Source organism: Streptomyces daliensis (genome assembly GCF_054782395.1).
Window position 1 is genome coordinate 64,659 of record NZ_BAAGSO010000015.1, and the last position, 14,200, is coordinate 78,858.

The following is a 14,200-nucleotide window of genomic DNA, read 5'->3' on the forward strand; positions in this document are numbered from 1 at the left end:
GGTCTCCCTGCTCCTCCCGCTTCCCCGGCGCCTCCAGCGCCCCCGCTCCCTTGACGGCCGTACGGCCCGGGGGTACCTCTGCTGAAGGAGGTGGAGCGCCGATGACAAGGGCTGCGAGCACACCGGGGCGGCATGAGACCAGGGCACTTCTGCGCGCCCATCTGGCGGCTGCGACGCGCTACCGCCATGTGACCCGCCACTGCCCCATATGCCACCGGCTCCTGCGGCTGGCGATGGAGTCGGGCCCGGCCCGCACGCCCTCGGAGCCGGACGACGGCACGAGCGAGGACCAAAGTCCCCCGACGAAGTGACCGAAGCAGGCCCCTCGGCCCGGCCCCGGGTGTCACGCTGGACGCGGAGCGAGCACGGACCCACTCAAGATCCCCATTACAGCAGCGCCGACATACGCGACAAGACCCCGACGCTGTGACGGGAGTCACCGAATCCCACCCGGCGAGTAGGGAACTCATGGGCTCCCCGCACCCGGTCAATTTAATATGTGCAATTGCACTGCCCGTTCCAGGCCACGCGGCACCACCTCGCACAGACCCCGTCCCAGGTGGCCGGGAAGCCCCAAGTCCCCCTCCGCCAGGCCCAGTCGGGCCCGCGCGGCACCCTGGACCCCTGGCCCCCTGGCCCCCTGGCCCCCTGGACATAAAAAGATCGCGCTGGACCCGGCGGAGTCCAGCGCGATCAAACGACCAAGCACTGTTGGGGACAGTGACCTGACGCATGGTGCGACATGGGCGCAAAGACGAGGTGGGGGCCCCGAAAACGCCCGGATATCCAGTTATTTCGCCTGATCAGGCCTCACTGCGCTGCTGCGGAATGCCCGCCAGCAGCGCACGCACCTCCGCCTCGCGGTAGCGGCGGTGCCCACCGAGCGTGCGGATGGACGTGAGCTTGCCTGCCTTGGCCCAGCGCGTGACCGTCTTCGGGTCCACGCGGAACATCGTGGCAACCTCAGCCGGGGTCAGCAGCGGCTCGGCATCAGGGGTGCGAGCGGTCATGAGCGGCCTCCTCGGGAGAACCGAACCATCACGGTTCTTTCCTCTAAATTCTGCACCTTGACCCGCGTTGCCCGAAATGGCGCACGCGAGCCGAGTCGGTTATAGGACGAACGGCTTGTCCTCGGCACTACAACTACACCATCTGTCCAGCCACGTCGGCCAAACCGATGGAATTGCCCTCTCAGGTGTTCAACCTCGGCGGAAGCCGATGGACCGTGCCATAACGGACAGTCACGCGACCGTGACGATCAGTCACAGTGTGACCAGATGTCACCAGCCCTACCAAGGAGCGCAATACCGATCTATCCGCCCATAGTTGAACGGAAGGAGCCCTCTGCGAGCTCCTTGTCCTATTTTGACACGAGGGACAGGTCTGAGAGCAAGGCCCTGGTAAGTGCTATCCATCACGCTTGAACCATTGGCCCGGTTCGGGACAAAGGTCCTGAGTGACCTGAGTGATCGGTGAGTGAACGGGGGCTCAGTTGGCGAACTGAAGCTCCCGTACCGCCCGCCAGCGGTCCGTCAGCCGCTCGTACGCCACGCCGGCCCGCTCTCCGTCCCCCTCGCGGAGCGCCGCGATCCCCTCCGCCACATCGGCAGCGGAGTGGTCGTCGGCGAGCCGGTCCTCGGGGATCGCATGCGCCAGACCGCCGTAGTCCAGCTCGACGAGGGAGCGGGGATGGAATTCCTCCAGCCACCGGCCCACGTCCACCAGGCCATCGACGAGCGGCCCTTCCTCCAGCTCCTCGCGGAGCACCTTCAGGCCGCGAGCGAGGCGGCGCCTCGCCTGAACCATGGGAGTGCGGTAGCGGAGTACGAACTGCTGTCCGCTCTCCTCACCCGTTCCGGGCTTCGCAAACTCCTTTTCTTCATCGGAGAAGAGAACGAACCAGCGCACGGGCACATGCCACAGCGCGGTGCGGATCCAGGGCCGCGCGTCGGGGTTGCGCGTCAGCCAGCGCTCGTAGTCCGCCGCGGCCTCGCGCCGCACGACGGGCGGGACGGCCGCGTCCAGCACGGGCGCCGGCAGCGCCACCTCCTGCTCCCCCGCGGCCTGGGAGAGCGCCGAGAGCGCCTGCCAGCCCCGCAGCCGGGTCCGCCAGGGGCAGACGCACGTCACACCATCCACCTCCGCGACGAAGGCGTCCGCGCTCTCGGCCACCGGCACCGCGACGGGCGGCACCGCCAGCAGGTCGGACAGGGCCCTGCGCAGCTCGTCCTGTGCCGTGGGGAAGTGCTCCCGCTTGGCGTACCGCACCCAGTGGGAGCGCTCCGGCTCGGGGAACGCGGCCAGTGGCTCGTACACCCGCAGATACGCCGTGTACGGGACGATGACCGCCGCCTGCTGAGCCACGCGCTTCCCCTCCAGGACCTCTGTCGGACGCCGGATGGCGGGACCATCCGTGCGGACGCTTCGCTGACACTCCTCCGGACGGAGGCGTGAACTCGCGAAGGCGTCCCGCAGGACAGTTGACTACCCCGATCGTGGCACCGCAACGATGCGGTCACGCGCAGGTCGTACGCTGCTGTCGTCCGGCCCTCCCCACCCACAGGAGGGCGTCCAACGCGACACAGGAGTCACCACCGTGACTGATGTACGTCCCCTCTCCCGGCAGTCCTCACCAGGAGTGCACCAGGCCGACGTCGACGGACCGGCCGACGCGGGAGTTCTGCGGACCCTGTTCCACTCCGAGCAGGGCGGGCACGAGCAGGTCGTGCTGTGCCAGGACCGCGCGAGCGGCCTCAAGGCAGTGATCGCCATCCACTCCACCGCGCTGGGCCCGGCCCTGGGCGGCACCCGCTTCCACCCCTACGCGGACGCCGTCGAGCACCACCAGCGCCCCGAGGAGGCCGCCGTCCTCGACGCGCTCAACCTCGCGCGGGGCATGACGTACAAGAACGCCCTCGCGGGGCTGGACCACGGCGGCGGCAAGGCCGTGATCATCGGGGACCCGGAGAAGGCCAAGAGCGAGGAGCTGCTGCTCGCCTACGGGCGCGCCGTGGCCTCGCTCGGTGGCCGCTATGTGACCGCGTGCGACGTCGGTACCTACGTGCAGGACATGGACGTCATCTCGCGCGAGTGCCGCTGGACCACAGGGCGTTCGCCCGCGAACGGCGGCGCGGGCGACTCGTCCGTGCTCACCGCCTACGGCGTCTTCCAGGGCATGCGGGCCAGCGCCCAGCACCTGTGGGGAGCGCCCACGCTGCGGGGCCGCACGGTCGGCATCGCGGGCGTCGGGAAGGTCGGGCACCTGCTCGTGGGGCACCTGCTGGAGGACGGGGCGCGGGTCGTGATCACCGATGTGCGGCCCGAGTCCGTGGCGCGGGTGCGGGCCGCGCACCCCGAGGTCCTCGTGGCGCCCGACACCGCCGCGCTGATCCGCACCGAGGGCATGGACATGTACGCGCCGTGCGCCCTGGGCGGCGCGCTGGACGACGACACCGTGCCCGCGCTCACCGCGAAGGCGGTCTGCGGGGCCGCCAACAACCAGCTCGCCCACCCGGGGGTGGAGAAGGACCTCGCCGACCGCGGGATCCTCTACGCGCCCGACTACGTCGTCAACGCGGGCGGCGTCATCCAGGTCGCCGACGAGTTGCAGGGCTTCGACTTCGCACGTGCGAAAGCAAAGGCGGGGAAAATCTTCGACACGACGGCGGAGATTTTCCGTCGCGCGGACGCCGACGGAGTGCCCCCGGCGGCCGCCGCCGACCGCATCGCGGAGCAGCGGATCGCGGGACGAGAGCCTTCTCACGACCCCTCGGCGGGTCGATCCGCGGCAGGAAGGTAAAATCACGGCTGACCAGCAAAGGGATGGTCATGGGGCGCGTCGGGCGGCAGCCGTGTCGTGCGGGCGACGTACCGTACGGCCGCGGAAGCAGGTACCGTTGAAGCCCTACGGAACCGGTCTCTCTGTCGAGAGTCCGCTCTGAATTGTGAACGCGTGTCAAGACTCTGGGGCCGTCGAGCCCCGTCGTTGAGGGGGTCGAGCCATGGGGCGCGGCCGGGCCAAGGCCAAGCAGACGAAGGTCGCCCGCCAGCTTAAGTACAACAGCGGTGGGACGGACCTATCCCGCCTGGCCGAGGAGCTGGGCGCATCGCCGTCGAACCAGTCGCCGAACGGTGAGCGGTTCGAGGACGATGAGCTGGACGACGACCCGTACGCACAGTACGCGGAGCTGTACAACGAAGATGAGGAAGAGGACGAGGACGAGTCCTCCGATACTTCTTCGCATCGACGTCGCGCTTGACCTGACGTCCACACACCACAGCCCGGTCCGGCATCCGCCGGACCGGGTTCTGTGCTGTCCCGCGAGCGGGCCCGGTTCCGGGAGCGGGTTCAGCGCGCATAGTCCCCGGTGAGGGTCACCGCTTCCGCGCCCTCGCCCCGCTCGTCGATCTCTCCCGCGACCCAGGCGTCCACGCCTCGGTCGGTCAGGGTGCTCAGGGCCGCCTCGACGGACTGCGGGGGGACGACGGCGATCATGCCGACGCCCATGTTCAGGGTCTTCTCCAGCTCGGCGCGGGCGACGTCACCCGCCGTGCCCACCACGTCGAAGACAGGGCCCGGCGCCCATGTGGTGCGGTCCACCCGCGCGTGGAGGCCGTCCGGGATGACGCGGGCCAGGTTGCTGGCGAGGCCACCGCCGGTGATGTGCGAGAACGCGTGCACCTCGGTGGTGCGGTTCAGGGCCAGGCAGTCCAGCGAGTAGATCTTGGTGGGCTCCAGCAGCTCCTCGCCGAGGGTGCGCCCGAACTCCGGAACGTTCCGGTCCAGGGCCCAGCCCGCGCGGTCGAAGAGCACATGCCTCACCAGCGAGTACCCGTTCGAGTGAAGCCCCGAGGACGCCATGGCGATCACCGCGTCCCCCGTACGGATGCGATCCGCGCCCAGCAGGCGGTCCGCCTCCACCACGCCCGTGCCGGCGCCCGCGACGTCGTACTCGTCCGGGGCCAGCAGCCCTGGGTGCTCGGCCGTCTCGCCGCCGACCAGGGCGCAGCCCGCGAGGACGCAGCCCTCGGCGATGCCCTTGACGATCTGCGAGACCCGCTCGGGGACGACCTTGCCGACGCAGATGTAGTCGGTCATGAACAGCGGCTCGGCGCCGCAGACCACGAGGTCGTCCACGACCATCGCGACCAGGTCGTGGCCGATCGTGTCGTGGATGTCCATCTTCTGCGCGATGGCGACCTTGGTACCGACGCCGTCCGTCGCGGAGGCGAGCAGCGGGCGCTCGTACCGCTTCAGGACGCTGGCGTCGAAGAGCCCGGCGAAGCCGCCCAGCGAGCCCACGGACTCGGGGCGCTGGGCCTTGCGCACCCACTCCTTCATCAGATCGACGGCGCGGTCGCCCGCCTCGATGTCGACGCCCGCCTCCGCATAGCTGGCGCCGGTGCCCTGGTGCGGGGCACCTTCAGAGGATTCAGCAGGCATGACAGTGAGCCCTTTCGGGGTTCGGTCGGTCAACAGGTCGTCGACAGGTCATCGTCGGTCGGGTCGTCGTCGGTCGGTCGGCGGATCGGCTGATCAGCGCTGTTCGCTCGTCGCTCGGCGCATATCGCTGCCGCCCGTCGCGGAGGGTCCGCTACGGGCGCTTGAGCGCGTCCGATCCGCCGAGGCCGGCGGTCAGGGTCCCGACGCCGTCGACGTCGGGCTTGGCCTGCCCCTCGGTCTCCGCCTCCAGGAGGTGCTTGCCCAGCAGCTCCGGGTCGGGCAGCTCCATCGGGTACTCCCCGTCGAAGCAGGCCCGGCACAGGTTGGGCTTGGCGATCGTCGTCGCCTCGATCATCCCGTCGGTGGAGATGTAGGCCAGCGAATCGGCGCCCAGGGACTTGCCGATCTCCTCGACCGAGAGACCGTTGGCGATCAGCTCGGCGCGGGTGGCGAAGTCGATGCCGAAGAAGCACGGCCACTTGATGGGCGGGGAGCTGATCCGCACGTGCACCTCGGCGGCGCCCGCCTCGCGGAGCATCCGGACGAGGGCGCGCTGGGTGTTGCCGCGCACGATCGAGTCGTCGACGACGACCAGGCGCTTCCCGCGGATGACTTCCTTGAGCGGGTTGAGCTTGAGGCGGATGCCCAGTTGGCGGATGGTCTGGCTCGGCTGGATGAAGGTCCGGCCGACGTAGCTGTTCTTGACCAGTCCGCTGCCGTACGGAATGCCGCTCGCCTCGGCGTAGCCCACGGCCGCGGGCGTGCCGGACTCGGGAGTCGCTATGACGAGATCGGCGTCCGCCGGGGCCTCGGCCGCCAGCTTGCGGCCCATCTCCACACGGGAGAGGTAGACGTTCCGTCCGGCGATGTCCGTGTCGGGGCGGGCGAGATAGACGTACTCGAAGACGCAGCCCTTCGGCTTCGCATCAGCGAAGCGTGTGGAGCGGAGGCCGTCCTCGTCGATGGCGACCAGTTCGCCCGGTTCGATCTCGCGGATGAAGCTGGCGCCGACGATGTCCAGGGCCGAGGTCTCGCTCGCCACGACCCAGCCACGCTCCAGGCGCCCGAGGACCAGGGGCCTGATGCCCTGCGCGTCGCGCGCCGCGTAGAGGGTGTGCTCGTCCATGAACACGAACGAGAAGGCGCCCTTCACCTTTGGCAGCACACGGGGTGCCGCTTCCTCGACGGTGAGGGGCTTGTCGTCCTCGTCGGTCTGGCCCGCGAGCAGGGCCGTGACGAGGTCGGTGTCGTTGGTGGCCGCGACCTGCGTCGCGCGTCCGTTGCCCACGGACGCCTGCTGGGCTACCAGCTCGGCCAGCTCGACGGTGTTGACCAGGTTTCCGTTGTGGCCCAGGGCGATGGAGCCGTGGGCCGTCGCGCGGAAGGTCGGCTGGGCGTTTTCCCAGACGGAAGCGCCGGTCGTCGAATACCGGGCGTGACCGACCGCGATGTGGCCCCTGAGGGAGCCGAGAGAGGTCTCGTCGAAGACCTGGGAAACCAGGCCCATGTCCTTGAAGACGAGAATTTGGGAGCCGTTGCTCACCGCGATGCCCGCGGACTCTTGTCCACGGTGTTGCAGTGCGTACAGCCCGAAGTACGTGAGCTTCGCGACCTCTTCCCCCGGGGCCCAGACACCGAAGACGCCGCAGGCGTCCTGGGGACCCTTCTCACCGGGGAGGAGGTCGTGGTTGAGTCGTCCGTCACCACGTGGCACGCCATCGAGTCTAGGACAGGTGGGGCGCTGCTCCGAATCGGGGACGGGATCGAATCCGTGGTGACGGAGTCACCACGGGGAGTGACGTGCCTGGTGAGGGCCCTGTGCACGCCTGCGGCGCCCTCCGCGCGGGCCTCGGGCGCGGGGGCGCGAGGGGCCCCGTACGGGCGGCACACGGGGGCCGCGAGAGGCCCGCGAGAGGGGTCGCCGCAGGGCTCGCTGTGAGGTTCCTCCCCTTCTCTTTGGGGTCCTCTCAGAATGCGGGGCAGTGCCGGAGCCGGACCCGAGGAGCGCAGGCCGCCACGGCCGCTCATCGCTCAGCGTCCCGTTGCGTATCGCTGTCGGCGCTGTCGCTCTCGGCACTTCCGTACTCCGCGTGGAACTGTGCGACCCGCTTGTCCTCCGTTCCGCGCCGCGCTATCCGGCGAGCGATCCATGCGGTGCTCCCGCCGATGACGAGGACTGACGCAGTGACCAGCACGGCGCGGAATACGGTCGACAGCCCGAAGAGCGACGACAGCCCCATTCCGATGAACACCCCGAAGACCAGGCCCACAGAGCCCCACACGATCGTGACGGTGTCGGTCAGCTGCCGTTCCGTGAGATTTTCGTCGTAGTAGTCACCCCGGATGAGGTAGCGACCACTGGTGTTGCCGGTTCCGCCGGGCATGCTCATTGCTCACCGCTCCGTACTCGTCGTCCAAGGGCGGTAGTGGTTACCGGACCCCTCTGCTCCGGCTGTGATCAGGAGCAGGGTCAGGACCCTGCCCAACTCCATGCCTTCTACACCTAGTTGTACTCCAGTCGAGGACCACGCCCCAGGCGATGTGATCCGGTTCCGGATCAAGGGCACCGAGGAGACCGTCGACGTGCCGGAGCCCGTCGCTCAGCCCAGTACCGGGAGCTGGGGGCCGAGGTCGGCGCGGTCGCCGCTGGCCGAGACCGTGCCGTCGGCGAGCGCGGCCGACCAGGATGTGCGGCCCGTCGCGAGGCGCAGCCAGGTGAGGGGGTCCGTCTCGACCACGTTGGGCGGGGTGCCCCGGGTGTGCCGTGGCCCCTCGACGCACTGCGTCACCGCGAACGGCGGGATCCGCACCTCCACCGAGCCGCCCGGCGCCTTCGCGGCGAGCGCGTCCGCGAGGAGCCTGACCGACGTCGCGAGCGCCGTCCGGTCCAGGGTGACAGGGACGCCCGTGGCGCGGGCGAGGTCGTCGCTGTGGGCGACGAGTTCGACGAGCCGGGTCACCGTGAAGTCCAGCACGCGCATCGCGCCGACGGGGTGCGGGACGAGGAGGTCGGGCCGTACCGCCGACTCCAGCACCGGGTCCAGTTGCGCGACGGCCTCGTCGATACGGGCCGCCGCGTCGTCCGTACGGGCCGCCTCGGTGCGGGTCTCCTCGTCCAGGTCGTGGGCGAAGTCGGAGGTGGTGCGCACCCAGGTGGGCAGGTCCAGGGGCCGGGCGCCCGCGAGGTCCGACGAGGCCGCCTCGGGGCGGGCGAGGGCGCGGGGCAGCGCGTCGATCTGGAGCGCGATGTGGACGAGCAGCGCGTGCACGTCCCAGCCCGGCAGGCCCGAGGGGAGCGCGCGCTGCTCGGCGCTGAGCGCGTGGGCGGCCTCCGTGACCGCCTCGACCTGCGCGGTCAGCGCCTTGCGGACTCTGACGGGGTCGTGGACGCGGGGCTTCGTACGTTTCGGTTCGGCGGGCGGCATGCGGTGAGGTTAGCGCCGTGCGGCCCGTATCCGCCCGGGTGCGGTGGGGGCCGGTCGCGGCATGTTCCGCTCCGGTCCGGCCCCGCGAGGCCCGAGGCCGCCGCCGTCACCGGTGCCGTCGCCGCGATCGCCGCCGTCGTCGCCGTCGCCGCCGTCGCCGCCTCACGACGTGCTCTCGCGGGGGATCAGGCGGTGGGAGGCGTGGATCGTGGTGTGGGGCGCCTCGGGGTCGCCCGTGACGCGGGTCAGGAGCGCGTCGACGGCGAGGCGGGCGAGCTGGGCCTTGTCGGGCGCGACCGTCGTGAGCGAGGGCACGCAGAACCGCGTCTCCTCGATGTCGTCGAACCCCACCACGGCCAGCTCTCCCGGCACCCGCACCCCCGCGTCGTAGGCGGCACGTACCGCGCCGGAGGCCAGCAGGTCGGAGAAGCAGAACACCGCGTCGGGCGGCTCCGGCAGCGCGAGCAGGCCGCGCGTCACGGCCTGGCCCTCGGCCCGTGCGAACCCCCGCACGGGCGGGGTGAGGGCAGGGTCGTACGCGAGACCCGCCGCGCGCAGCGCCGTCAGATAGCCGCGGGCGCGCTGCTGCGAGGTGGTGTGGCGCGTGGCGCTCGTCTGGAAGCCGAGCGCCGCGATGCGGCGGCAGCCGCGGGCGAGCAGATGCTCCGTCGCCTCCCGGGCCGCGCTGACGTTGTCGATGAGGACGTGGTCGGCGGGCACCTCGAAGTCCCGCTCGCCGAGCAGGACCAGGGGCACGCGGCGCGGGCCACGGACGAGGGCCGCCTGGTCGAGGCGGGACGGGGAGATCAGGACACCGTCGACGAGGGGGTCTGACAGGCCGCGCGCGACGCGGAGTTCGGCCTCCGGATCGCCTCCCGTGTCCTCGACGAGGACGGCGACGCCGTGCGCGCGTGCCGCCTCGATGACGGCGGTGGCCAGCTCGGCGAAGTAGGGCTGGACCAGTTCGGGTACGGCGAGGCCGATGACGCCGCTGCGTCCCGTACGCAGGTGGCGGGCCGAGGCGTTGGGGCGGTAGTCCAGTTCGTCGATGGCGCGGAGCACCCGTGTCCGGGTGGGTTCGGCGACGCGGATCTCGCCGCGTACGACATTGGAGACGGTCTTGATCGACACGCCCGCGCGCTCGGCGACGTCCTTGAGCCTCGCCCCTCCCATGCCGCTCCCCCCGGCCCCTCGACGGCCCCCGGCCGCGGGAAACCACCGGCTGAGCGGGGCCGTTCACATGCGCGCTGTGCCGTGACACGAGACTACGCCTCCGCCGCACGCGAAGGGCCGGGGAAGGCGAACCGCGCCGCCTTCCCCGGCCCCCGCACCCGCACGGGACCGGAGCGTCAGCCGAACAGTTCCGGCAGCGTCCGCGTGTGCGCCTCGCGCAGTTCGTCCAGCGGCAGGCTGAACTGCCCCTGGACCTCGATCTCGTCGCCGTCCACGACGCCGATGCGCGCCGCGGGCAGCCCGCGTGCCGCGCACATCTCGCTGAACCTGACCTCCTCGCTGCGCGGGATCGCGACCAGCGCGCGGCCCTGCGACTCGGAGAAGAGGAAGACGAACGGGTCGATGCCGTCCGGCACGACGATCCGCGCGCCCTTGCCGCCCTTGAGGCAGGACTCGGTGAGCGCCTGGATCAGGCCGCCGTCGCTGAGGTCGTGCGCCGCGTCGGCCATGCCGTCGCGGGAGGCGGCGATCAGGATCTCGGCGAGCAGCTTCTCCCGCTCCAGATCGACGGCCGGGGGCAGCCCGCCCAGGTGCCCGTGCGCCACCTGCGACCAGGCGGAGCCGCCCAGCTCCTCCTTGGTGTCACCCAGGAGGTAGATGAGCTGACCCTCCTCGGCGAAGGCGACGGGCGTGCGCCGCGTGACGTCGTCGATGACGCCCAGCACGCCGACCACCGGGGTGGGGTGGATGGCCACGTCGCCCGTCTGGTTGTAGAGGGAGACGTTGCCGCCGGTGACCGGGGTGCCCAGCTCCTTGCAGGCGTCGGCCAGGCCCCGGCACGCCTCAGCGAACTGCCACATGGCCGCCGGGTCCTCGGGCGAGCCGAAGTTGAGGCAGTCCGTGACGGCGAGCGGCTTGGCGCCCGTGGCGGCGACGTTGCGGTACGACTCGGCCAGCGCCAGCTGCGCGCCCGTGTAGGGGTCGAGCTTGGCGTAGCGCCCGTTGCCGTCCGTGGAGACGGCGACCCCGAGCCCCGTCTCGTCGTCGACGCGGATCATGCCGCCGTCCTCGGGCTGGGCGAGGACGGTGTTGCCGAGCACGTAGCGGTCGTACTGGTCGGTGATCCAGGACTTGGCCGCCTGGTTCGGCGAGGAGACCAGGGCCAGCGCGGCGGCCCGCAGTTCATCGCCGCTGGCGGGCCGGGGCAGCTTCGCCGCGTCGTCGGCCTGGAGCGCGTCCTGCCAGGCCGGGCGCGCGTAGGGCCGCTGGTAGACGGGGCCCTCGTGCGCGACGGTGCGCGGCGGCACGTCGACGATCTGCTCGCCGTGCCAGAAGATCTCCAGTTGCTCGCCGTCGGTCACCTCGCCGATGACGGTGGCGATGACGTCCCACTTCTCGCAGATCTCCAGGAAGCGGTCCACCTTGTCCGGCTCGACCACAGCGCACATGCGCTCCTGGGACTCGCTCATCAGGATCTCCTCCGGGGAGAGGGAGGAGTCCCGCAGCGGCACCGTGTCCAGCTCGACGCGCATGCCGCCCGAACCAGCCGAGGCCAGCTCGCTGGTGGCGCAGGACAGGCCCGCGCCGCCGAGGTCCTGGATGCCCGCGACCAGATCCTCCTTGAAGATCTCCAGGGTGCACTCGATGAGCAGCTTCTCCTGGAAGGGGTCGCCGACCTGGACGGCGGGCCGCTTGGCGGGGCCCTCCGCGTCGAAGGTTTCCGACGCCAGGACGGAGACGCCGCCGATGCCGTCGCCGCCGGTGCGGGCGCCGTAGAGGATGACCTTGTTGCCGGTGCCGGACGCCTGCGCGAGGTGGATGTCCTCGTGCTTCATCACGCCGACGCACAGGGCGTTGACGAGCGGGTTGCCCTGGTAGCAGTCGTCGAAGACGACCTCGCCGCCGATGTTGGGCAGGCCCAGGCAGTTGCCGTAGCCGCCGATGCCCGCGACGACGCCGGGCAGCACCCGCTTGGTGTCGGGGTGGTCTGCGGCGCCGAAGCGCAGCGGGTCCATGACGGCCACGGGGCGGGCGCCCATCGCGAGGATGTCCCGGACGATGCCGCCGATGCCGGTGGCGGCGCCCTGGTAGGGCTCGATGTAGGAGGGGTGGTTGTGCGACTCGACCTTGAAGGTGACCGCGTAGCCCTGGCCGACGTCCACGACACCGGCGTTCTCGCCGATGCCGACGAGCAGCGCGTCGGTCTCGGGGGCCTTCTCGCCGAACTGCCTCAGGTGCGCCTTGCTGCTCTTGTACGAGCAGTGCTCCGACCACATCACCGAGTACATGGCCAGCTCGGCGCCGGTCGGGCGGCGGCCGAGGATCTCGCGGATGCGCGCGTACTCGTCCTGCTTCAGACCAAGATCGGCCCAGGGCTGTTCGGTCTCGGGAGTCTCAGCCGCGTGCTTGACGGTGTCCAGAGTCGTGCGAGGCGTCATCAGGCGTTGACCAGCTTCTTGAGTACCGAGGTGAAGAAGCCGAGACCGTCGGTCGTCGGCCCCGTCAGCTCCTCGACGGCGTGCTCGGGGTGGGGCATGAGGCCGACCACGTTCCCGGCCTCGTTGGTGATACCGGCGATGTCGCGGCGCGAACCGTTGGGGTTGCGGCCGAGGTAGCGGAAGACGACCCGGCCCTCGGCCTCCAGCGCGTCGAGGGTGCGCTCGTCGGCGACGTAGCCGCCCTCGCCGTTCTTGAGCGGGACGGTGATCTCCTGGCCCGCCGCGTAGTCCACCGTCCACGCGGTGTCCGCGTTCTCCACGCGCAGGCGCTGGTCCCGGCAGATGAAGTGCAGGTGGTCGTTGCGCGTCAGCGCGCCCGGCAGCAGGTGGGACTCGCACAGCACCTGGAAGCCGTTGCAGATCCCGAGCACGGGCATTCCGGCCCTGGCCTGCTCGACGAGCGTCTCCATGACGGGGGAGAAACGCGCGATGGCGCCGCAGCGCAGATAGTCGCCGTAGGAGAAACCACCGGGGAGCACGACCGCGTCGACCTGGTGCAGGTCCTTGTCGCGGTGCCACAGCTCGACGGGCTCGGCGCCCGCGAGCCGGACCGCGCGCCGCGCGTCGATATCGTCCAGCGAACCGGGAAAAGTGACGACGCCGATACGCGCGGTCACGCCACGGCTCCCTCGGTCTTCGCGGTACCGCCACCGTTCCCGGCGGGCTCCTCGACGCGGACGGTGAAGTCCTCGATCACGGTGTTGGCGAGGAAGGACTCGGCCAATTCCCGGATACGGGCGAGCGCCGAGTCGTCGACGGGGCCGTCGACCTCCAGTTCAAAGCGCTTGCCCTGACGGACGTCGGAGATGCCCTCGTACCCGAGACGGGGCAGTGCACGCTGCACCGCCTGCCCCTGCGGATCGAGGATCTCCGGCTTCAGCATGACGTCGACTACGACGCGAGCCACAGGTACTCCCGGTGATGTGGGTGGTGCTTGACCGCTGTTGCGACCGCTGACGCGTGCTGCCTGCCTGTACGGCGGACGCCGCGTTCGCCAGCGTACCCGCCCACAGAATCTACGCGCGTTGATATCGCCCGTACCCCTACATCGGCGACACGCGGCACTGGGAAAACGGCGAAGAAAAACGTAAGGTCCCGATTGCGGGATGAGACGCGGCCCAAAATATCCGCGGCGTCCTCATACAATGCCCGTCGGCGCATAAATGAAAAGGCACTGATCCCGATCAACTGGATCACCTGTATCCCCCCACGTCAGCACGGGAATATGGAGTGATCACTTTCGTGATCCTGATGGAAGGACCGATATCCGTGGCGCAGCGCGTAGTGGTGACACTCTCCGACGACATCGACGGCGGGGAAGCGTCGGAGACGGTTTCCTTCGGACTCGACGGGAAGTCGTACGAGATCGATCTGAACACCGACAACGCGAAGAAATTGCGTGGAGAGCTGGCCCCCTTTGTGGAGGCGGGTCGCAAGCGCGCGAAGTCGGGCAAGACCTACCACCGCACCTCCGTCGACCCCGACCCGCGTGCCGTGCGCGCCTGGGCGGAGTCCAACGGCTTTGAAGTACCGGCGCGGGGACGCATCCCCAAGAAGGTCTACGACGCCTTCAACGCCTCGCGCCCCAACGGCTCCTGAGCCCGCGGAGGGGGTTCCCGCGGCCACCCCGCGGAGTGCCCGGCGGCCCTGGAACCAGTCGA

General features: G+C 70.3%; 14 protein-coding genes. 4 read left to right on the forward strand and 10 right to left on the reverse strand.

What is annotated here, in order from left to right; all coding sequences use genetic code 11:
* Positions 1 to 101: 101 nt before the first annotated feature.
* Positions 102 to 311 (forward strand): DUF6274 family protein, encoded by a 210-nt coding sequence (locus ACYVOO_RS04410; protein WP_461014318.1) that lies wholly within the window; start codon positions 102 to 104, stop codon positions 309 to 311.
* 492 nt (positions 312 to 803) lie between these two features.
* On the opposite strand, the gene bldC is transcribed toward ACYVOO_RS04410, so the two are convergent.
* Both bldC and ACYVOO_RS04420 read right to left on the reverse strand, forming a co-directional pair.
* Positions 804 to 1,010: a developmental transcriptional regulator BldC gene (gene bldC / locus ACYVOO_RS04415; protein ID WP_003949541.1), complete on the reverse strand. Its 207-nt coding sequence runs from the start codon at positions 1,008 to 1,010 to the stop codon at positions 804 to 806.
* 478 nt (positions 1,011 to 1,488) lie between these two features.
* Positions 1,489 to 2,364, reverse strand: a complete 876-nt coding sequence (locus ACYVOO_RS04420; protein WP_453349360.1) for a hypothetical protein — start codon at positions 2,362 to 2,364, stop codon at positions 1,489 to 1,491.
* Positions 2,365 to 2,596: 232 nt separating this feature from the next.
* On the opposite strand from ACYVOO_RS04420, the gene ACYVOO_RS04425 reads away from it, so the two are divergent.
* The gene (locus ACYVOO_RS04425) at positions 2,597 to 3,799 is read left to right on the forward strand and encodes a Leu/Phe/Val dehydrogenase (protein ID WP_461014319.1); all 1,203 of its coding nucleotides are present in this window, start codon (positions 2,597 to 2,599) and stop codon (positions 3,797 to 3,799) included.
* Positions 3,800 to 4,001: 202 nt separating this feature from the next.
* Positions 4,002 to 4,259, forward strand: a complete 258-nt coding sequence (locus ACYVOO_RS04430) for a DUF3073 domain-containing protein (protein WP_461014320.1) — start codon at positions 4,002 to 4,004, stop codon at positions 4,257 to 4,259.
* Between the two features lie 89 nt (positions 4,260 to 4,348).
* On the opposite strand, the gene purM is transcribed toward ACYVOO_RS04430, so the two are convergent.
* The 8 genes from purM to purS all read right to left on the reverse strand — a co-directional run bounded on the left by purM (position 4,349) and on the right by purS (position 13,446).
* The gene (gene purM / locus ACYVOO_RS04435) at positions 4,349 to 5,443 is read right to left on the reverse strand and encodes a phosphoribosylformylglycinamidine cyclo-ligase (RefSeq protein ID WP_461014321.1); all 1,095 of its coding nucleotides are present in this window, start codon (positions 5,441 to 5,443) and stop codon (positions 4,349 to 4,351) included.
* Between the two features lie 151 nt (positions 5,444 to 5,594).
* Positions 5,595 to 7,157 (reverse strand): amidophosphoribosyltransferase, encoded by a 1,563-nt coding sequence (gene purF, locus ACYVOO_RS04440; protein ID WP_453349356.1) that lies wholly within the window; start codon positions 7,155 to 7,157, stop codon positions 5,595 to 5,597.
* Between the two features lie 310 nt (positions 7,158 to 7,467).
* Positions 7,468 to 7,833, reverse strand: a complete 366-nt coding sequence (locus tag ACYVOO_RS04445; protein ID WP_461014322.1) for a hypothetical protein — start codon at positions 7,831 to 7,833, stop codon at positions 7,468 to 7,470.
* A 210-nt stretch (positions 7,834 to 8,043) separates the two neighbouring features.
* Positions 8,044 to 8,868 (reverse strand): sterol carrier family protein, encoded by an 825-nt coding sequence (locus tag ACYVOO_RS04450; protein WP_461014323.1) that lies wholly within the window; start codon positions 8,866 to 8,868, stop codon positions 8,044 to 8,046.
* A 162-nt stretch (positions 8,869 to 9,030) separates the two neighbouring features.
* Positions 9,031 to 10,041 (reverse strand): LacI family DNA-binding transcriptional regulator, encoded by a 1,011-nt coding sequence (locus tag ACYVOO_RS04455; protein WP_461014324.1) that lies wholly within the window; start codon positions 10,039 to 10,041, stop codon positions 9,031 to 9,033.
* Positions 10,042 to 10,217: 176 nt separating this feature from the next.
* Positions 10,218 to 12,479: a phosphoribosylformylglycinamidine synthase subunit PurL gene (gene purL, locus ACYVOO_RS04460; protein WP_461014325.1), complete on the reverse strand. Its 2,262-nt coding sequence runs from the start codon at positions 12,477 to 12,479 to the stop codon at positions 10,218 to 10,220.
* A complete protein-coding gene (gene purQ / locus ACYVOO_RS04465) occupies positions 12,479 to 13,156 on the reverse strand; it encodes a phosphoribosylformylglycinamidine synthase subunit PurQ (RefSeq protein WP_461014326.1) in 678 nt (225 codons plus the stop codon). The genes purL and purQ overlap by 1 nt, the downstream gene beginning before the upstream one ends.
* A complete protein-coding gene (purS, locus tag ACYVOO_RS04470; RefSeq protein ID WP_461014327.1) occupies positions 13,153 to 13,446 on the reverse strand; it encodes a phosphoribosylformylglycinamidine synthase subunit PurS in 294 nt (97 codons plus the stop codon). The genes purQ and purS overlap by 4 nt, the downstream gene beginning before the upstream one ends.
* Before the next feature lie 362 nt (positions 13,447 to 13,808).
* On the opposite strand from purS, the gene ACYVOO_RS04475 reads away from it, so the two are divergent.
* Positions 13,809 to 14,138: a histone-like nucleoid-structuring protein Lsr2 gene (locus tag ACYVOO_RS04475; protein WP_453349350.1), complete on the forward strand. Its 330-nt coding sequence runs from the start codon at positions 13,809 to 13,811 to the stop codon at positions 14,136 to 14,138.
* Positions 14,139 to 14,200: the final 62 nt, after the last annotated feature.